Below are 18,165 nucleotides of genomic sequence, written 5' to 3' on the forward strand. Positions count from 1 at the left end.
GCGTCCCGCCGTGTGAGGTCGCGACCGAGGTCGGGTTTTTCGATCAGAGTCACCTTGGCCGACATTTCCGGCGCGCGGTCGGCGTGACGCCGGGGCATTTCGTCGCTTCGCCGGAGGCGGTCAGCGCATGCCGATAAGGTCCTGGACAGAAGCTAAGGAGCGAACGCCGAGCTAGCGGAGTCGTCGATCCGCAGCAGACGGCCCGCTTTGGCGATCACGATGAACGTGCCGACGTTGTGCAGGATCGCGGCCCACACTGCGCCGAGCACGCCGGTTGCGGCGAGCGCGATCACCGCGAGCGTCCACGCGAGGCCGATCGCCGCATTGGTCGTCGCCGTGCGCCGGCATTGCCGGCCGAGGCGGATGCAGGTCGGAATCCGCCGCAGATCGTCGCCCAGCAGCACGATGTCGGCCGACGCGATCGCAACGTCGACGCCGCGCTCGCCCATCGCGATGCTCGTCGAGCCGGCCTTGATCGCCAGCACGTCGTTCAGCCCGTCGCCGACGACGAGCGGATGCAGGCCCGCGCCGATCTCGCGCATCACGTAATCGAGCTTGTCGTGCGGCAGCGCCTGCGCGACCACCGTCTCGATACCCGTCTCGGCCGCGACTTTGCCGGCGACGCGCTCGAGGTCGCCCGTCAGCAGCGTCTGCCGCGCGAGGCCCAGCGTCCGCAGCTCGGCGAGCGCTTCGCGCGCGTCGGGCCGCAACGTGTCGGCAAAACCGAACCACGCGAGCAGCCGCCCGCCGAGCACGAGTCCGACGAGCGGCCCGTCGAAACCGTCAGGCGCCGGCGGCAAGTCACCGGCATGGTCGGCCAGCAGTGTGGGCCGGCCGAGTACCGCCGTGCCGGCCGGCGTGTCGGCGACGACACCGAGCCCGCGCAATTCCCGCGTGCGTTCGAACGGCGCAACATCGGCGCTCGTGAGGCCGGACGCAACGGCATCACGGACGAGCGCGCGGCTCGCAGGATGCGCGCTGCTTTCGCCGAGCCGCGCGGCCAGCGCACGCGCCTGCGCGGCGTCGACACCGGGCTGCAGCCACACTTGCCGGACCTGCAATTCCGCGCGGGTGAGCGTGCCCGTCTTGTCGATCACGAGCGAATCGACCTCGGCGATCTTGTCGAGGAACGCGGCATTGCGAAACAGAATGCCGTGCCGCGCGCCGACCGCGATCCCGGCAATGGCCGTGGACGGCCCGGCGAGCACCAGCGCGCACGGGCACGCGGCCACGATGACCGCGAGCATCGCCGATGCATTGGCGGACGTGAACCAGACGATCGCGGCGATCAGCAGGACGAGCGCGAGATACGCGCCCATATGCCGCTCGAGCACCTGCGTGACGGGCGGTTTCGCCTGCTCCGCATGCTGCATCAGCGCGATGATCTTGCCGAGCGTCGAATCCTTGCCGGCGTGAGTGACCTGGATGCGCAGCACGCCGTCGAGATTCAGTGCGCCGCCATAAACGGCGCTGCGGTCGATTTCCTCGCGTCGTCCGTCGATCCAGATGCCTGTCATCGGCTGCAGCGACACGCCGTTGAGCCGTGCGCTCGTCACGCCCCATTGTCCTTCGACGCACAAGACGAGCTGCGTCGAAGCTGCGGTGATCCGCAGCTAGTGCGAGGCGACATTGACGCGGGCCTGGCAAGCGCCGCGCCGCGTCATCACGTTCAGTACCTCGACCGGTCGGGCGGACACGCTCGCCCAGATCAGCAGATCGCCGGAGAACTGCACGGGCTGTCCCGGGCGCGCGAACCACGCGCCATCCTGCGAATGCAGATCGAGCGCGCCGTCATCGAGCAACAGCAGCGTGCGATCGAGTCCCGGAAATTGCGAGAACCTGGCGGGACCATTCAGTGCGGCGAGGCTGACGCGCCACTCGATGCCGCCATCGTCGCTCGCGCGTTTGGCGATGGTGCGCGTGATGCCGCCGCCGTTCGCCCACGTTTCGGGCGCGAGTTGCGCGCAGTCGAAGAAATGAATCGAGTGCTGCGAGGGTGGCTTCCCGAAGCTCGCCGAGGCACGGAGCGGGGCGCCGCGTTGATCCGGATGCGTGAAGTCCGTCATGAGGTGCCCCGTGCGCCGACGTACGCTTCCAGGTCGCGCATCGTCTCGAACAAATCGCCGACGAACCCGATGTCGGCGACGGAAAAGATCGGTGCGTCGGGGTCCTTATTGACGGCGACGATGAGCTTCGATTCCTTCATGCCGGCCAGATGCTGAATCGCGCCGGAGATGCCGAAGGCCAGGTAAGCATCGGGCGCGACCGTTTTGCCGGTCTGTCCGACCTGTGCGGCGTTGGGCGCGTAACCGGCATCGACGGCGGCGCGCGAGGCGCCGAGAGCGGCGCCGATGCGCTCGGCCAGGGTGCCGAGCCGCGCCATGTTTTCTTGCGACGCCAGCCCGCGCCCCCCTGCCACGACGACGCGCGCAGTCGATAGATCGTGGCCCGCCTGCTGCGCCGCCTGTCGTTCCACGAGGCTTGTCTTTTCAAACGCAGGCACGGCATCGAGCGTCACGATCGACGCGTTCCCTCCCGCACGTTCGACCGGCGCAAACGACGACGCGCGAAACGTCGCGAACGTGAGCGCCGTTTCGCTTGCCACGGTCGCCAGCACGCTGCCCGCATACAGCCCACGCACGAAACAGCCATCGTTCGCGAGTCCGAGCGCGTCAGGCACGAACGCGCTGCCGGTCAACGCGGCCGCGCGCGGAAACGCGCCGCGCGCCAGCGGCCGATGGGCGGCGGCAATCAGCGAATAGCCGGTGCACACGCTGCGCAATTGAGCGGCGAGACTTTCCGGCGTCGCCACGCCGTCGTAGCGGCTGCTCAGCACGCGTGCTACGCCGGCGAGCCGAGCGGCTTCGTTTGCGGTTTCGGCATCGAGCGCAAGCACATCGAGCGGCGCGCTTCCCTGCGAGACAGCGCTAATCACGCGCAGCGTGGCGTCGCTGATCGAGCCGTGATCCGATTCAGCCAGTACCAGAGTTTTCATACGATGGCTCCTGCGCGGTCGAACACGCGATGCGCCGCGAGCGCATCGAGCAAAGCCGCGGTATTCGCGACCTTCACGCCCGCCTGCCGCGCGGGCGGATCGCGCAGCTCGACGATCCGGCTTTGCGGCGTGAGCGTGACGCCGAGCGTGGCCGCGTCGAGGGTCGCGAGAGGCTTCTGCCTGGCCTTCACGATGTTCGGCAAGCTCACGCGCCGAGGCTCGGCCAGGCGCAGGTCCGCGCTGACGACCGCCGCGCCGTCGAGCTGCCATGTCGCGGTGCCCGAGTCGTCGCCGCAGGTCACGCGCCAGCCGGAGCCGTGGGCGACGATGGCGCTCGCGTCGAGCGCCTGCGGCCAGTCGAGCAGGCCCGCGAGCATCGCGGCGACGCCGCCCGTATCGTCGTCGATGGCCTGCTTGCCGCAGATCACGAGGCCGAATGCATCGCCGTGCGCCGACAGATACGCGCGCAGCAGGCGCGCGACAGCCAGCGAGTCCAGCGAGTCCAGCGACGTCGCAGCCGCGCCCGTATCGAGCAGGACCGCGTTGTCCGCGCCCATCGCGAGCGCCGTGCGCAGCACGTCCTGGCTATTGGCCTGCCCGCAGGTGATGACGGTCACCTGCGAGGCGTGTCCCGCTTCCTTCAGTTGCAACGCTTTTTCCAGCGCGCACTCGTCGAAGGGATTGAGCGACATCTTCAGGCCGTTCGTGTCGATCGCGCCGCCGGCGCCGACTCGCACGCGCACGTTCGGATCGACCACGCGCTTGACGGGGACGAGAACCTTGATGGACATGATCGTCTCCATGAATCAGGACACCGCGCCCGAGCCGTATTTGCCGACCAGCAGCGCGCCCGTCGAGAAGCGCTCGAGCGCATAGGGCGCGAGCGACACATCGGTCGGCTGGCCGAGCGCATGCTGCGCGAGCAGCCTGCCGATGCCCGGCGAGAGCTTGAAGCCGTGTCCGGAGAAGCCGAACCCGACGACCAGTCCCTCGACATCGCCGACCCCGCCCAGCACCGGGTTCCAGTCGGGCGTGACGTCATAGACGCCCGTCCACGACGACGCGAGCCCCGCCGTCTCGTAGGCGGGAAACCGCTCGGCGACCTGCGCGCCGACTTCGACGACATAGTCGAGGGAGATCTCGCCCTGCTCGGTCTCCGGCGCGTTGAGCGTTTCTCCGACCACGCCTTCGGACACCAGCATCTGGCTGCCGCCGTAGCTGCGAAAATAGAGCATGCCGGGCGAACCGAGGTCCTTGAACGCCGGCATGCCGAAGGTGTACGCGCCCGTCTCGCATTCGAGGGCGAGCACGGTATGGCGCTCGGGTTTCACAGGCAGCGGCACGCCGATCCAGGCGGCCAGCTCGGGCGTCCAGATGTTCTGCGTGCTGACGAGGGTGCCGCAGCTGAAGCGGCCCGCGCTCGTCTCGACGCCGGTCACGCGGCGACCTTCGCGGATCACGCCCGTCACGCTCACGCCTTCCATGATCTTCGCGCCGCGGCGGCGCGCCGACCTGGCGAAGCTGGTCGCGACGAGATAGGCGTCGGCGAAGCCGGCCTCGGGCTCGAATCCGATCAGCGCCGCGTCGTCGAACTGCGCGATCGGCAGGCGCTCGCGCGCTTCGGCGCGGTTCATCAATTGCACTTCGATGCCCATCTCCTGCTGCGCGGCGAGCGACGCGCGCAGTGGTTCGAGCTTGTCGCCTTCGGGCGCGCAGATCAGGTAGCCGCATTTGACGAGCCCGCACGACGCTTCGTCGTCGCCGACATACTCGGCGAAGTGGTTGAACGCCGACCACGACGAGCGCGCGAGCTCGACGTTCTGGCGAACTGAATAATGCGTGCGCAGCAGGCCGGATGATTGCGAGGTCGTGCCGGCGCCGATGGTGCCGCGCTCGAGGACCAGCACGCTGTTCGCACCGGCGGCGGCGAGATGGTGCGCGACCGAGGCGCCGATCACGCCGGCGCCGATCACGACGAAGTCATAGTGGCTCATGGGAGCGTTCCGATTTTCCAGTAGGGCGATGGAGCGGATTCTAGAAAGCCGAAACGCCGGGGAATTTTGTATTAGGCAAACTTATGGCGTGGGTCCGACATTGCTCATCATGAGCGTGGGCGAATTTTGAGCAAGCAGCATTCGACATCGTCGCGCGGCATGCGCTGGGCGCCGCGGACACTGGAGTCATGATGAGACGAACTCAAACGCCAATCGATCTGCGCGCGCTGCAGGCCTTCATCGCCGTGTGCGAGACCGGCTCGATGACGGGCGCGGCCAGGCAGTTGGGCGTGAGCCAGAGTGCGATCAGCCAGGCGGTCTCGGCGCTCGAGCGCGATCAGGGCATGACGCTGTTCGACCGCGAGAGCCGGCCGCCGCGGCCCAATATTGCCGGGCGCGCCTTGCTCGAGCTCGCGGGGCCGCTGCTCGAGCATGCGCAGATGGTGAGCACGCGCATCGGCGACGCGTCGCACGCGGGCACGCTGCCTGTGCGGCTTGGTTGTGTCGATTCGTTCGCGGCCACGGTCGGGCCGGAGCTGATTCGCGCGGTGTCGAATTCGGCCCGGCAGATCGCGTTGTGGTCGGGTCTCACGCCGGGGCTGTCGAAGCAGCTGCACGAGCGGGAACTCGATCTCGCCGTCTGCACGCAGACGACGCTGAACGATGCGCGCATCGTCGAAGTGCCGCTCTTTTCGGAAGCGTTCGTCGCGGTCGTCGCGCGCAGCCATCTCGCCGGCCGTGCGCCGCTCGACTGGCGCACGCTCAAGACGGAGCTGCCGCTGATTCGCTATACGGCGCGCTCGGTGATCGGCCAGCAGGTCGAGCGCTTCGCGCGGCATCTCGGCATTGACAGTCCGCGCCGCTACGAATTCGACGCGACCGATCCGCTGCTGAGTCTGGTGGCGGCCCGGCTCGGCTTTGCGATCTCGACGCCGCTGTGCCTGTGGCAAGCACGGCACTATCTCGACGAGATCGCGGTGTTGCCGCTGCCGTCCGGGCGGCTCGGACGGCGCGATTTCTTCCTGCTGCACCGGCAGGGCGAGTGGGACGATTTCGCGAGCGAAATCGTCACCTTGACGCGCACGGTCATCGATCGCTCGATCCAGCCGGCGCTGGCGCGTGCGTTGCCGCAGCTTCCCGCCGACGCATTGCTCTAGTCGCGTCGTTTTCATGGAGAACGTCTTTGGACGATCTATATACGTTGCAAAGCGGCGAGGCGCCGCTGCTGATCTCGATTCCACATCTGGGCAGCCGGATTCCCGCCGAACTTCAGCCGCTCTATACGGAACAGGCGCTCACGGTTGCCGATACCGACTGGCATCTCGACCGTCTGTACGATTTCGCCGCGGAATTGGGAGCGACGGTGCTTGGCGCGAAGCTGTCGCGCTATGTGATCGACCTGAACCGGCCGCCGAACGACGAGAGCCTGTATCCGGGGCAAACTACGACCGGCCTGTGCCCGGCTGAGACGTTTCGCGGCGAGCCGGTCTACCGCGCTGGCTGCGAGCCTAACGCGCAGGACAAAGCGCGGCGCGTGACGGACTACTGGCAGCCTTATCACCACCGGCTGCGCGCGGAACTCGCGCGTCTGCGCGAGCGTCACGCTCACGTCGTGCTGTGGGAGGCGCATTCGATCGCGAGCGTGCTGCCGCGCCTGTTCGACGGCAAGCTGCCGGACCTGAACCTCGGCACGCAGGACGGCCGCACGGCTGCACCCGCCTTGCAGGCAGCCGCCGTTGCCGCCGCCGCAGCGAGCTCGTTCAGCTGGGTCGCGAACGGACGCTTCAAGGGCGGCTATATCACGCGTCACTTCGGCGCGCCGCACGACGGTGTGCGCGCGCTCCAGCTCGAGATGTGCCAGTCGACCTACATGAGCGAGCGCGCGCCGTTTGCCTATGACGAGGTGCGTGCGGCACGCGTGCAGCCGGTATTGCGCGCGATGATCGAGGACGTGCTGCGCGCCTTGGCGACTTTATAAGTTGTGTTGATACACCGTCGTAACCCGCCTGGCCGTTTCAGTGCAGCTTTGCACCGCATTCACGATTCGGGCGCACCGCAGGCAAGCAGAAGCAGGAGAAGCCGGGAGAGGGGGCAAGACCGCGGTGCGCCGCCAGTGTTTATTGACAGGAACTTTTGATTCTCACTGATAAACATGGCACGGACGTTGCATGACAGTGGGACAGTTGCCCGGAATGCGGCCGCGAGGTCGGAGCCGAGGTGGAGGCCGCTCACTCGGCGGCGCACTGAGCGTAGACGAAGATCGAAAGAAACTGGATCGGCGTCTTGATCAGGCGTTCTGGGCCATGCGGGATATCGCCGCGGAACGTGAGCGTATCGCCGGGATGCAGGATGTAGGTTTGCTGGCCGTGGCGGTACTCGATCACGCCCTTGAGCATGTGGATGAACTCGGTGCCCGGGTGCTCGAAGACGGGGAAGCGCTCCGACTCGTCGTCCATCGTGATGAGGAACGGTTCGAAGAGCTTGCGCGGGCCCTGATCGTACGCGAGCAGATGGTAGGTGTGGCCGCGCTGCGTGCCCTTGCGGACGACCTCCATGCCGGCGCCTTTCTTGACCAGTTGGGCGCCGCCTTGCGGGACGTCGAAGTTGCGAAACAGCGCCGACATCGACACGCCGAGCGCCATGGCGATGCGGTGGAGCACGTCGAGCCCGGCCGAGGTTTGCGCGTTCTCGATCTTCGAGAGCATTCCGCGGCTGATGCCGGCCTGCTCGGCGACCTGCGCGATGGTCAGTTCGTGAGACTGGCGCAGCTCGCGGATCGTCGTGCCGAGATGGCGTTCGAGCGGTGATTTGTTGTCGTCCGCGGTTTGCATGGATGACCTCGGAAAAAGGAAGCAAGGTTAGCAGATCGCACTGGTTTGCCGGCCTTTGAAGCGGGCCTTGAAAGCGGGAACGCGTGCGCGCAGGGAGTTTCCTGGTGGGAAATATTTTTGCATGTTAATAAATTGTTGCAAGGAGTGGCAATGAACCTGAACGATGCGAGCAAGCTGCCGGTCACCGTCAACGAGCTCGGGAGCGTGCCGCGCTTCGACACGGCACAAGACGCGCAGGCCTGGCTCACGCAACAGGGCGTGAAATACGTGCTGGCGCAGTTCGTCGATATTCACGGCGTGGCGAAGGCGAAGTCGGTGCCGGTCGCGCATCTGAAAAGCGTGCTCACCGCGGGGGCGGGTTTCGCCGGCTTTGCGATCTGGGGTGTCGGGATCGAGCCGAACGGGCCGGACTTCATGGCTGTCGGCGATCTGTCGACGCTCACGCCGGTGCCCTGGCAGCCCGGCATTGCGCGCATCGCGTGCGATGGCCATGTCGACGGCAAACCCTGGAAGTACGATTCGCGCGTGACGCTGAAGCAGCAGGTCGCGCGCATGACCGGGCGCGGCTGGACGCTTTACACGGGGCTCGAACCCGAGTTCTCGCTGCTGCGCCGCTCGGCGTCGGGCCTGCTCGAGCCATGCGATCCGAGCGATACGCTCGCGAAGCCATGCTACGACTACAAAGGCCTCTCGCGCACCCGCGTGTTCCTGGAAAAGCTCACCGAATCGATGCGCGCGGTGGGCATCGACGTCTATCAGATCGACCACGAGGATGCGAACGGCCAGTTCGAGATCAACTACACGTACACGGATTGCCTGACTTCGTGCGACCACTACGTGTTCTTCAAGATGGCCGCATCGGAGATCGCGAACGAGCTCGGCATGATCTGTTCGTTCATGGCCAAGCCGTTTGCGAATCGTCCCGGCAACGGCATGCACATGCACATGTCGATCGGCGACGGCGAGCGCAATCTGTTTGCCGACAGGAGCGATCCGCTCGGCATGGGCCTCTCGGAGCTCGGCTACCAGTTCACGGCCGGCTTGCTCGCCCATGCGCCGGCGCTGGCGGCGCTGTGCAATCCCACCGTCAACTCGTACAAGCGGCTGGTGGTGGGCCGTTCGCTGACGGGCGCGACCTGGGCGCCCGCGTATATCAGCTACGGCGACAACAATCGTTCGACGATGGTGCGCATGCCGGGCGAGCGCATCGAACTGCGCCTGCCGGACGGCTCGTGCAATCCGTATCTGGCGACCGCCGCCGTGATCGCGGCCGGGCTCGACGGCATCGAGCGCGAATTGTCGCCGGGCGCCCCCGCCAACGAAAACCTCTACGACTGGACCCCGCGGCAATTGCGCGAGCACGGCATCGGCGTGCTGCCGCAGAACCTCGAACAGGCGCTCGACGCGCTCGAAGCGGACCGCCTGATCTGCGATGCGCTCGGCCCGGTCGCCGATGAATTCCTCAAGTTGAAGCGCATGGAATGGCTCGAATACATGCGCCACGTATCGGATTGGGAGCTGAAGAGCTACCTCGAATTTTTCTAAGGAGACGCACTATGTGTGGAATCGTAGGGCTGCTGGTCAAGACGCCGGCACTACGTGAACGGCTCGGCGAACTGATGGTGCCGATGCTGATCGGCATGACCGAGCGCGGCCCCGACTCGGCCGGGCTGGCCGTGTTCGGCACGGCGGTCGACGCGCACCAGCGCAAGCTCAGCCTCTACTCGGGCTTTACCGACGAAGGCGAGCGTTTCGCCTGGCAACCGCTCGTCGACGCGTTGAACGCCGCGATGGATGTCACGCCGCGCATCGAAGCGAAGGGCAATCATGCCATGCTGACGCTGCAAGGCAGCGTCGAGAACGTGAAGCGCTGGCTCGGCGAGCATTATCCGAAGCTCTATCTGCTGTCCGCGGGCCGCTCGATCGACCTCTACAAGGACATCGGCTCGCCCGCGCAGGTTGCTCAACGCTACGGCTTCGCGAACCTGAAGGGCTCGCATCTGGTCGGGCATACGCGGATGGCGACCGAATCGGCGGTCACACCGGATCGCGCGCATCCGTTCACGGCGGGCGAGGACTTCTGCCTCGTGCACAACGGCTCGCTGTCGAATGCGCACGGCGTGCGGCGCAAGCTCGAACCCGAGGGCATTCACTTCGATACCGACAACGATACGGAAGCGGCCTGCCGCTTTCTCGAATGGCGCCTGCGCGAAGGCGACACGTTGCCGGACGCGCTGCAAAAAGGCTTCGAAGAGCTCGACGGCTTCTACACCTTTCTGATGGGCACGACGACCGAGCTCGCGCTGATCCGCGATCCGTTCGCCTGCAAGCCCGCCGTGGTCGCGGAGAACGACGAGTACGTGGCGATTGCCTCGGAGTTCCGTTCGCTCGCGCATCTGCCCGACATCAAGAATGCGAAGGTCTTCGAACCCGCACCTGAGGAGATGTATGTATGGAAAGCGTGACATTCGACCTCGCGCGCTCGCCGGTCAGGGCGCTGAACCAGTACCTGCACGGCGATGCCGCTGAGCTTACCGGTCAGCGCATCACGGTGAGTTCGCCCAACGGCGCGCACAACATCGCGGTCGGCGTCGATGCCGACGTCAGCATCACGATCGAGGGCCATGCCGGCTACTACGCGGGCGGCATGAACCAGCACGCGAAGATCGTCATCGAGGGCAGCGCGGGCACCGGGGTCGCCGAAAACATGATGAGCGGCAAGGTGCACGTGAAGGGCTTTGCGTCGAACGGCGCGGGTGCTTCGGCGCATGGCGGGCTGCTCGTCATCGACGGCGACGCGGGCCTGCGTTGCGGGATTTCGCTGAAGGGGGGCGACATCGTCGTCGGCGGATCGGTGGGCAGCTTCTCGGCGTTCATGGCGCAAGCGGGCCGCATGGTGATCTGCGGCGATGCGGGCGACGCGCTCGGCGACTCGCTCTACGAAGCGGTGCTGTATGTGAAGGGTGAAGTGAAATCGCTCGGCGCGGACGCGCAGTTCGAGCCGATGACCGATGCGGACGTCATGGCCGTCGCCGCGCTGCTCGATGCGGCCGGACTGCAGCACGATCCGCGCGCGTTCAAACGCATCGCCTCGGCTCGCACGCTCTACCACTGGAACGCCGACGCGGACCAGGAATATTGAACCCCCAAGATCATCGAGAAGGTCCCCATGGAAAAGCCCGTTCATTTCGCCCGCTTGCAGCAGGAAGAGTCGCAAGGCTACGACCGCAAGACGATCGACTACATCCACATGGCCGCGCAGCGCGGTCTCTATGAAATCCGCGGCCTTGGCGCCAAGCGGCGCGTGCCGCACTTCGACGATCTGCTGTTCCTCGGCGCGTCGCTGTCGCGCTATCCGCTCGAAGGGTATCGCGAGAAGTGCGTCACCAAAACGGTGCTTGGCACACGATTTGCAAGCAAACCCGTCGTGCTCGACATCCCGATCACGATTGCGGGTATGAGCTTCGGCGCGCTCTCGGCGAACGTGAAGGAAGCGCTGGGACGTGCGGCGACGGCGGCCGGCACCTCGACGACGACGGGCGACGGCGGCATGACGCAGGAAGAGCGTCGCTCGTCGAAGACGCTGGTCTACCAGTGCCTGCCGTCGCGCTATGGCTTTAACCCGGACGACGTGCGCCGCGCCGATGCGATCGAAATCGTGATCGGCCAGGGCGCGAAGCCGGGCGGCGGCGGGATGCTGCTGGGGCAGAAAGTGAACCCGCGGGTCGCCGCGATGCGCACGCTGCCCGCGGGCGTGGACCAGCGTTCGGCGAGCCGTCATCCGGACTGGACCGGCCCCGATGACCTCGCGATCAAGATTCAGGAGCTGCGCGAAATCACCGATTGGGAAAAGCCGATCTACGTGAAGGTCGGCGCGACCCGCACGTTCAACGACGTGAAGCTGGCGGTGCATGCCGGCGCGGATGTGGTGGTGATCGATGGGATGCAGGGCGGCACCGCGGCGACGCAAACGTGCTTCATCGAGAACGTCGGCATTCCGACGCTGGCCGCGGTGCGGCAGGCCGTCGACGCGCTCGAGGACCTGAACATGAAAGGGCAGGTGCAGCTAATCGTGTCGGGCGGCATCCGCACCGGGGCCGACGTGGCGAAGGCGCTCGCGCTCGGCGCCGATGCCGTGGCGATCGGGCAGGGCGTGCTGATGGCGCTCGGCTGCAACAGCGACACCTACTTCAAGGATGGCGCGCTGCATTCGGCCACCGCCGATTACGCGGCGCTCAACACGTCGCCGGGTTTTTGCCACCACTGCCACACGGGCAAGTGCCCGGTCGGCGTGACGACCCAGGACGCCGTGCTCGAGCAGCGCGTGCAGCCGGAGGAAGGCTCGCGCCGGGTACGCAACTACCTGAAGACGCTGAACATGGAACTGACGACGATCGCACGCGCCTGCGGCAAGCAGAACGTGCATCACCTGGAGCCGGAGGATCTCGTGGCGCTGACGGTGGAGGCGGCCGCGATGGCGCGCGTGCCGCTCGCCGGCACCTCGTGGATACCAGGACTAGCGAATTACTGAACCACCAACGTAAGCAGGAGAGCCCAGCATGAGCGCAACACCGCAACCTACCGCTGTTCCTTCGCAGTCCGCCGATCTTCGATCGTCGAGCCTGGGCTTCATGGAGACGATCGGCCAGTCTCTCGCCAACATCTCTCCGACTCTAACGCCGTCGATCAACGTCGTGGCCGTCGCGGCACTCGCGGGTGCGGGCAGCTGGCTGGTCTACGGGCTGTCGACGCTCGGGCTCATGTTCGTCAGTCTCAACATCGCCGTGCTGGCCAGCCGGTTCGCCGCGGCCGGATCGTTCTTCATCTTCATCTCGCGCTCGCTCGGGCCAATGGCGGGCGGCATCGCCGGATGGGGGCTGATTGCCGCCTACACCGGTACGGCGATGGGCGTGCTCGCCGGCGAAGCCATCTTCGTGCAGAACGCGTTCACGCCGTTCGGCATCGCCGTGCCGACCTGGCTGATCTATGTGGTGAGCGCGGGGTTGGCCTGGTTCCTGTCGTCGCGCGACATCAAGCTGTCTTCGCGCCTGAGCCTCGCGATCGAGGCCGCCTCGATCACGATCGTCGGCGGCGTGCTGCTGGTGGTCTTCTATCAGCATCCCGAGCGCATCGTCGATCATGCGCAGCTGTCGCTGCAGGGCACGACGCCCAAAGGGATGGCGGAGGCGATGGTGCTCGGCATCTTCTCGTTCGTCGGCTTCGAGAGCGCCGCGTCGCTCGGCAAGGAAACCAGGGACCCGCTGAAGGCGATTCCTCGCGCCATCATCTGGAGCATGGTGCTGGCCGGCGCCTTCTTCATGTTCGTCGCCTACTCGATGGTCGTCGCCTACGGCGGCAACGTGAGCAAGCTCGGCGCCGATACCGCACCACTGCAGACGCTGCTGAGCGGACTCGGTGCACCGGCGCTGGCGCCGCTGTTCTATCTGATCGCGTCGGTGAGCGCGTTCGCCTGCGTGCTGGCCTCAATCAATGCCGCGAGCCGGCTGCTGTTCTCGATGGGCCGCTATCAGTTCGTGCACCGCTCGATGGGCATGGTGCACACCAAGCATCAGACGCCGCACTATGCGGTGGCCTTTGCCGCGCTCCTCTCGCTGGCCGTGAATCTCGCGCTGCTGGGCACGGGCGCGTTGAATACGTTCGGCTATACGAGCACGTTCGCGACCTTCGGCTTCATCGTGGCCTACTTCCTGATCTCGGTGTCCGCGCCTCTCTACCTGAAGAAGCAAGGGCAGCTCAAGCTTGCCAATCTGGTGGTGGGCATTCTCGGCGCCGTGGCGATGATCGGCGGGTTCTTCGGCAGCGTCTATCCGGTTCCGGACTGGCCGTACAACATCCTGCCTTATCTGTTCGCGGCCTACATGCTGTTCGGCCTCGGCTGGCTCGCGATGCTGAAGAAGCGTGCGCCGCAGGTTCTCGATAAGATCGAGCATGATCTCGAATCGAGCGAAGCTGCGATCTTCGACAGGAAATGACCGACACACCCCTCGCGAATGCCATCGAAGCAGCGTGCATGACACTGCGGCCCGAGCGCGGCGAATCTCCTGAGCTCGACATCGCCTTTGTTTCCGAGCCGGGCCGCAGCGGGCGCAACGAGGACTACGTCGGCATCATGCTCGGGGATCTGATGCAACGCTCGGCGCGGGGGAGCGTAGTCGCACTGGCTGACGGCATGAGCGGCGGCCGGGGAGGGCGCGTGGCGGCCGAGCTCGCCGTGCGAAGCTTCATCGACGGCTACTATGCGCCGCCTCACACGCTGGCGCCCGAAGCCGCGGCGTCGCGCGCGCTCGATGCGATTCACCGCTGGCTGCACCAGATCGGCCGCAGCGACGCGGCGCTCAGTCAGATGGCGGCGTGCTTTGCGGCGCTCGTGATCAGGGGCGCCACGGCCTGGCTCGTCGGCGCGGGGGACGTGCGGCTTTATCAGCTGCGCGATGGCGAAGTGTCGCAACTCGGCGGCGACGACGTCATCGACGTGCCGTTCGGCGCCTTCGTCGCGCATGCGGTCGGCATGCAGAGTGCGCTGGTGACACGCATCGAGAGCTGGGCGCTAAAGGAAGGTGACCGCCTGCTGCTGTGCTCCGACGGGCTCTATCGACGCGTACCGTGGCGCGAGTTGCGGGCCGTGCTGTCGGCGCAGGCGCCCGCGGCCGCGGTGGCTGAACGGCTCGTCCAGATGGCGCGCTCGCGCGGCTCGACCGACGACGTCTCGGCGGTCGTGGTCGACGTGCGCAAGGTGCCGGACCTCGACTATCGCTATCTCGAAGGCGTGCTCGGCGACCTGCCGATTCTCGCGGTTCCCGCGTGTGGCGAGGTGATCGACGGCTATGCGCTGACCACGGTACTGAGCGACGGACATTACTCGCGGATCTTCATCGGCCACGATCTTGCCGACCCGCAAACGCGGCTCGCGCTCAAGTTCCCGAAGCCGCGCGTCGACGAAGACGCCAACGTGCGCCAGTCGATCGTCCGGGAACGGTGGCTCGCGGGGAAGATTGACAGCGAGAACGTACTTGCGCCGAGCGCGATCGATCCCGCGCGCCAGACCCGCCTCTATGTCGTGATGCCGTTCCTCGACGGCTTGCCGCTCGAAACCTTGATGACGCCGGCACCGATGTCGCTGACGCGCGGCCTCGCGATCGCGCGTCAGCTCGGCCGCGCGATCCACGCGCTGAATCGCCAGGGCATCTTCCATCGCGACATCAAACCCGAGAACGTGCTGGTGTTGCCCGACGGCAGCGTGAGGCTGCTGGACCTCGGCTTTGCCTACATGCCCGGCCTGCTCGCGCCGGGGCCGTCTATTGCGCCGGGCACGCCCGCCTACATGGCGCCCGAGCTTCTCAAAGGCGGGAAGGGCGATGAGCGCTCCGAGGTCTTTGCGTTCGGCGTCACCCTGTATCGCATGTTCAGCGGCGGACGCTCGCCGTACGGCTTCAGTAGCCGGGTTCCGTTGCAGCATCACCGACCCGACCTGCCAGCATGGCTTGACCTCGTGCTCGAGAAGGCGATGCAGGCCGATCCGGAGCGTCGCTATCAGGATGCGCTCGAGCTCTGTGCCGAGCTGGACCGATTCGCCGCGGGCGGCGGCGAAACGCCAACGGCAGCGAGGCTGCCATTGATCGAGCGCAGTCCGGTGACCTTCTGGAAAAGCGTGGCGTTGATCCTTCTGATCCTGCTGCTGATTGCGTTGGCGCACGGTTCGGGAGCGGCCTGAAAGGTCCCGGCGGCTTTTATTTTTTCTAATTTCTTGGCATTCCATCATCTCAGAAGACGGGATTCATGGTCCTGTGATCATCGTCTACTGCACCGTTACCGCGGCGCTGTACGTCCCTTAAACGTTTCTGGAGATCGACATGAGCAGTAAATGGATTGTGTTTGCAGCGCCGCTGACTGCTGCGTGCTTGATGACGCTCGCGGCAGCGCCCGCACTCGCCGCCGGCCCGATCGTCTTCACGAGCTGGGGCGGCACCACGCAATCGTCGCAACAGAAGAACTGGGCGCAGCCGTTCACGCAGGCGAGCGGCATCACCGTATTGATGGATGGCCCGACCGACTACGGCAAGCTCAAGGCGATGGTCGACAGCGGCAACGTGAGCTGGGACGTCGTGGATGTGGAAGGCGACTTCGCGTACGCCGCGCAAAAGGCCGGCCTGATCGAGCCGATCGACTACTCGGTCGTGAAGAAGGACGAACTGGACCCGCGCTTTGCGACGCCGGACGCGGTGGGCAGCTTCTATTACTCGTTCGTGCTCGGCTACAACAAGTCGAAGTACACGGGCGCGCAGCCGCAGACGTGGGCGGATCTGTTCGACACCAAGAAATTCCCCGGCAAGCGCACGTTCTACAAATGGTCGGCGCCGGGCGTGCTGGAAATCGCGCTGCTCGGCGACGGCGTGCCGCCGAACAAACTCTATCCGCTCGATCTCGACCGCGCGTTCAAGAAGCTCGACACGATCAAGAGCGACATCGTCTGGTGGAGCGGCGGCGCGCAGTCGCAGCAACTGCTCGCATCGGGCGAAGCGCCGATCGGCATGTTCTGGAACGGACGTTTGCATGCGCTCGCGCAGACCGGTGTGCCGGTCGGCATTTCGTGGAACAGAACCTGACCGCCGCCGACATGCTCGTGATTCCAAAGGGCGCGAAATGGTCCGTGACATTCTCGAGCGCGTCGCAAAGCCGACCCTTGATCCTTCGGAACGCCGAAGTCCGCCTCGCGCACGTCGCTCGTCAAGCCGATAGGCGACAAAATCTGCCAGGTCTGGTTTCGCGTGCTGCCAATGCAGCCGTAGCCGGATCTGGTCACCCGTTCTTCGTTCTCGCCGCGAGGTAAACGACATGTTGAGCCCGCACGAATTGGCCACATTGTTGCTGTCGAAAGATGCGCCTGAGCGGATCGATTCGGATCGGGCAGAGCTTGGCACACTCCGCGAATTGCAATTGATTGCGAATGAGCCAGCTGGGCCGGGACTGCGGTTTCCTCGCGTGACGGCGCGTGGCGACGCCGTACTGCGTGCGTTTGAACGTGTAGGTTGACTGGTGCACCGACATTCTGTTGAGACGAACTATAGTCGTCTGTCGAGCCGTCTTCGCTGGCGGGGTGGCAATCCGGGTGTATCTGAGGAGGCCGACGTGGACCAATTTTGGTTGGGTATGGGGCTATGGGCCCGATCGTGCTGGTGATGGCGGCGTGTGGCGTGATTGCGCACTACAGCCGTCAACGGCGCGGTGCCGATCTGCTGCGCAACCTTGATCACCACGACTGGTGTCGCTGGACCCGGTCGCGACACTGAACGTCGTCGTCGGGACTGCAGTCACACACTGTCGCGCCGGTGAAAGTCAACCGCGACCAGTCGGCACGCGAGGTCGCAGCAGACGAAGGCCGTCAGGCGGTCCCAAGCCGTCTCGCACTGCACCGGGGAACCTCCCGTCGCGCTGGCTGCATTACTCCACAACCGGACGGATGAGCTACGCGCAGAATTCGGCCATAGCTGACGTTCAGGTGATGGCTTAGGTCGGTCGGCTTCACGGCACTCTCCGGCCGTTCGCACCTCAGCGGTCGTGAGCGACTCGTCTCGCTGTCGCCAACGCGTACTTGCGACCGTTGCAGGCCTTCAGTGAGCCTTGGACCGGTTCACCACCCTCGTGAAGGCCACAACCGGAAGCAATCAAACGAAACCGTCGGTCATAACCGATGGTGCCAAATGCCTCCACTCAATCGCTTGTCGATTATCGTTTTCTCCGACACCTGTTCTGGACTCGTTCCATATATCAATGAGAGTGACGTATCTCAAGCAGATCATCAAGGACATACACGCACAATCCGAAGCGGAAAAGGCCACCCGACGTGTGCTGATGTCCCGCGTTGACAAGCTGCGCTGGTGCTTCACTTCGCGGGACGGTTGCATGCCATCACGATACATTGACGCGTTATCGCTACATCAAGCCAATGATTGGCGCGCGCAGTCACTGGCGCGATTTGCTGTGCATAACCGACGAGCCACGCGCGTACTACCTCACCGAGCGTGCTTGCGGCCACGTTTCCCATTGGCCGGGACTCGTCGAATTCAGTGCTCAGAGCCCGCCTCACAGCGTTATCGGAGACTTCCCGCACTCGAATCGGATCGAATTTTATTCTTGTTCGTCAGTCGGATAAGATCGCCGATTGTCGACGATTCTGGTTGAAACGCCGAATGTCCGAAACTGGCCGAGGCCGTGTAAAAACGTGCTTGATAGCCTAGACTAAATCAACCTGTTGGCGCGAGAGGGGAAGATGGGGCGATTTGTCGAAGGTGCAGACCGCAATCAGGCAACGCTGCTGCCGGAATGT

Annotated in this window: 15 protein-coding genes and 3 pseudogenes; 12 read left to right on the forward strand and 6 right to left on the reverse strand. The window is 65.4% G+C overall.

What is annotated here, in order from left to right; all coding sequences use genetic code 11:
- Positions 1-137: pseudogene (locus AB3X89_RS37100) on the forward strand (AraC family transcriptional regulator); the annotation flags it as partial.
- A 15-nt stretch (positions 138-152) separates the two neighbouring features.
- On the opposite strand, the gene AB3X89_RS37105 reads toward AB3X89_RS37100, so the two are convergent.
- Genes AB3X89_RS37105 through AB3X89_RS37125 form a run of 5 tightly spaced genes read right to left on the reverse strand, consistent with a single transcriptional unit; the run spans position 153 to position 4,989 of the window.
- The gene (locus tag AB3X89_RS37105; RefSeq protein WP_368587649.1) at positions 153-1,556 is read right to left on the reverse strand and encodes an HAD-IC family P-type ATPase; all 1,404 of its coding nucleotides are present in this window, start codon (positions 1,554-1,556) and stop codon (positions 153-155) included.
- A gap of 57 nt (positions 1,557-1,613) precedes the next feature.
- Positions 1,614-2,066 carry a HutD family protein gene (locus tag AB3X89_RS37110; RefSeq protein ID WP_368587650.1) on the reverse strand — a complete coding sequence of 151 codons (453 nt, stop codon included), beginning with the start codon at positions 2,064-2,066 and terminating at the stop codon, positions 1,614-1,616.
- On the reverse strand, positions 2,063-2,995 hold the full coding sequence (locus AB3X89_RS37115) for an electron transfer flavoprotein subunit alpha/FixB family protein (protein WP_368587651.1): 933 nt from the start codon (positions 2,993-2,995) through the stop codon (positions 2,063-2,065). Before AB3X89_RS37115 ends, AB3X89_RS37110 begins: the two co-directional genes overlap by 4 nt.
- On the reverse strand, positions 2,992-3,780 hold the full coding sequence (locus tag AB3X89_RS37120) for an electron transfer flavoprotein subunit alpha (protein WP_368587662.1): 789 nt from the start codon (positions 3,778-3,780) through the stop codon (positions 2,992-2,994). Before AB3X89_RS37120 ends, AB3X89_RS37115 begins: the two co-directional genes overlap by 4 nt.
- A 21-nt stretch (positions 3,781-3,801) precedes the next feature.
- Positions 3,802-4,989 (reverse strand): NAD(P)/FAD-dependent oxidoreductase, encoded by a 1,188-nt coding sequence (locus AB3X89_RS37125; protein WP_368587652.1) that lies wholly within the window; start codon positions 4,987-4,989, stop codon positions 3,802-3,804.
- A gap of 191 nt (positions 4,990-5,180) precedes the next feature.
- Between AB3X89_RS37125 and AB3X89_RS37130 the strand changes: the two genes are divergently transcribed.
- Together AB3X89_RS37130 and hutG are read left to right on the forward strand one after the other, a co-directional pair.
- Positions 5,181-6,146 (forward strand): LysR family transcriptional regulator, encoded by a 966-nt coding sequence (locus AB3X89_RS37130; RefSeq protein ID WP_368587663.1) that lies wholly within the window; start codon positions 5,181-5,183, stop codon positions 6,144-6,146.
- A gap of 26 nt (positions 6,147-6,172) precedes the next feature.
- A complete protein-coding gene (gene hutG / locus AB3X89_RS37135) occupies positions 6,173-6,967 on the forward strand; it encodes an N-formylglutamate deformylase (protein ID WP_368587653.1) in 795 nt (264 codons plus the stop codon).
- A 250-nt stretch (positions 6,968-7,217) separates the two neighbouring features.
- On the opposite strand, the gene AB3X89_RS37140 is transcribed toward hutG, so the two are convergent.
- The gene (locus tag AB3X89_RS37140) at positions 7,218-7,820 is read right to left on the reverse strand and encodes a helix-turn-helix domain-containing protein (protein ID WP_368587654.1); all 603 of its coding nucleotides are present in this window, start codon (positions 7,818-7,820) and stop codon (positions 7,218-7,220) included.
- 150 nt (positions 7,821-7,970) lie between these two features.
- On the opposite strand from AB3X89_RS37140, the gene glnT reads away from it, so the two are divergent.
- The 9 genes and pseudogenes from glnT to AB3X89_RS37185 all read left to right on the forward strand — a co-directional run.
- Entirely contained in the window at positions 7,971-9,365 is a 1,395-nt protein-coding gene (gene glnT / locus AB3X89_RS37145) for a type III glutamate--ammonia ligase (protein ID WP_368587655.1), read from the forward strand.
- A gap of 11 nt (positions 9,366-9,376) precedes the next feature.
- A complete protein-coding gene (locus AB3X89_RS37150) occupies positions 9,377-10,285 on the forward strand; it encodes a class II glutamine amidotransferase (protein WP_368587656.1) in 909 nt (302 codons plus the stop codon).
- Positions 10,273-10,962: a protein glxC gene (locus AB3X89_RS37155; protein WP_368587657.1), complete on the forward strand. Its 690-nt coding sequence runs from the start codon at positions 10,273-10,275 to the stop codon at positions 10,960-10,962. Before AB3X89_RS37150 ends, AB3X89_RS37155 begins: the two co-directional genes overlap by 13 nt.
- A 27-nt stretch (positions 10,963-10,989) precedes the next feature.
- A complete protein-coding gene (locus AB3X89_RS37160) occupies positions 10,990-12,351 on the forward strand; it encodes an FMN-binding glutamate synthase family protein (protein ID WP_368587658.1) in 1,362 nt (453 codons plus the stop codon).
- A 28-nt stretch (positions 12,352-12,379) separates the two neighbouring features.
- Positions 12,380-13,813 carry an APC family permease gene (locus AB3X89_RS37165; protein ID WP_368587659.1) on the forward strand — a complete coding sequence of 478 codons (1,434 nt, stop codon included), beginning with the start codon at positions 12,380-12,382 and terminating at the stop codon, positions 13,811-13,813.
- Complete coding sequence (locus AB3X89_RS37170) at positions 13,810-15,552, forward strand: protein kinase (RefSeq protein ID WP_368587660.1); 1,743 nt, start codon at positions 13,810-13,812, stop codon at positions 15,550-15,552. The genes AB3X89_RS37165 and AB3X89_RS37170 overlap by 4 nt, the downstream gene beginning before the upstream one ends.
- 139 nt (positions 15,553-15,691) lie before the next feature.
- Positions 15,692-16,482: pseudogene (locus AB3X89_RS37175) on the forward strand (ABC transporter substrate-binding protein); the annotation flags it as partial.
- 191 nt (positions 16,483-16,673) lie between these two features.
- The gene (locus AB3X89_RS37180; protein WP_368587661.1) at positions 16,674-16,871 is read left to right on the forward strand and encodes a hypothetical protein; all 198 of its coding nucleotides are present in this window, start codon (positions 16,674-16,676) and stop codon (positions 16,869-16,871) included.
- 588 nt (positions 16,872-17,459) lie between these two features.
- Positions 17,460-17,723: pseudogene (locus tag AB3X89_RS37185) on the forward strand (ISKra4 family transposase); the annotation flags it as partial.
- Between the last annotated feature and the right edge of the window lie 442 nt (positions 17,724-18,165).

Source organism: Paraburkholderia sp. BR14320, from assembly GCF_040948665.1.
Lineage (GTDB): Bacteria > Pseudomonadota > Gammaproteobacteria > Burkholderiales > Burkholderiaceae > Paraburkholderia > Paraburkholderia youngii.

Bases quoted from the DNA above. Each gene is read 5' to 3' on its own strand.
- AB3X89_RS37110 (WP_368587650.1), bottom strand. From the start codon at position 2,066: ATGACGGACTTCACGCATCCGGATCAACGCGGCGCCCCGCTCCGTGCC.
- AB3X89_RS37115 (WP_368587651.1), bottom strand. From the start codon at position 2,995: ATGAAAACTCTGGTACTGGCTGAATCGGATCACGGCTCGATCAGCGAC.
- AB3X89_RS37125 (WP_368587652.1), bottom strand. From the start codon at position 4,989: ATGAGCCACTATGACTTCGTCGTGATCGGCGCCGGCGTGATCGGCGCC.
- AB3X89_RS37130 (WP_368587663.1), top strand. From the start codon at position 5,181: ATGAGACGAACTCAAACGCCAATCGATCTGCGCGCGCTGCAGGCCTTC.
- AB3X89_RS37140 (WP_368587654.1), bottom strand. From the start codon at position 7,820: ATGCAAACCGCGGACGACAACAAATCACCGCTCGAACGCCATCTCGGC.
- glnT (WP_368587655.1), top strand. From the start codon at position 7,971: ATGAACCTGAACGATGCGAGCAAGCTGCCGGTCACCGTCAACGAGCTC.
- AB3X89_RS37150 (WP_368587656.1), top strand. From the start codon at position 9,377: ATGTGTGGAATCGTAGGGCTGCTGGTCAAGACGCCGGCACTACGTGAA.
- AB3X89_RS37155 (WP_368587657.1), top strand. From the start codon at position 10,273: ATGGAAAGCGTGACATTCGACCTCGCGCGCTCGCCGGTCAGGGCGCTG.
- AB3X89_RS37160 (WP_368587658.1), top strand. From the start codon at position 10,990: ATGGAAAAGCCCGTTCATTTCGCCCGCTTGCAGCAGGAAGAGTCGCAA.
- AB3X89_RS37165 (WP_368587659.1), top strand. From the start codon at position 12,380: ATGAGCGCAACACCGCAACCTACCGCTGTTCCTTCGCAGTCCGCCGAT.
- AB3X89_RS37170 (WP_368587660.1), top strand. From the start codon at position 13,810: ATGACCGACACACCCCTCGCGAATGCCATCGAAGCAGCGTGCATGACA.
- AB3X89_RS37180 (WP_368587661.1), top strand. From the start codon at position 16,674: ATGTTGAGCCCGCACGAATTGGCCACATTGTTGCTGTCGAAAGATGCG.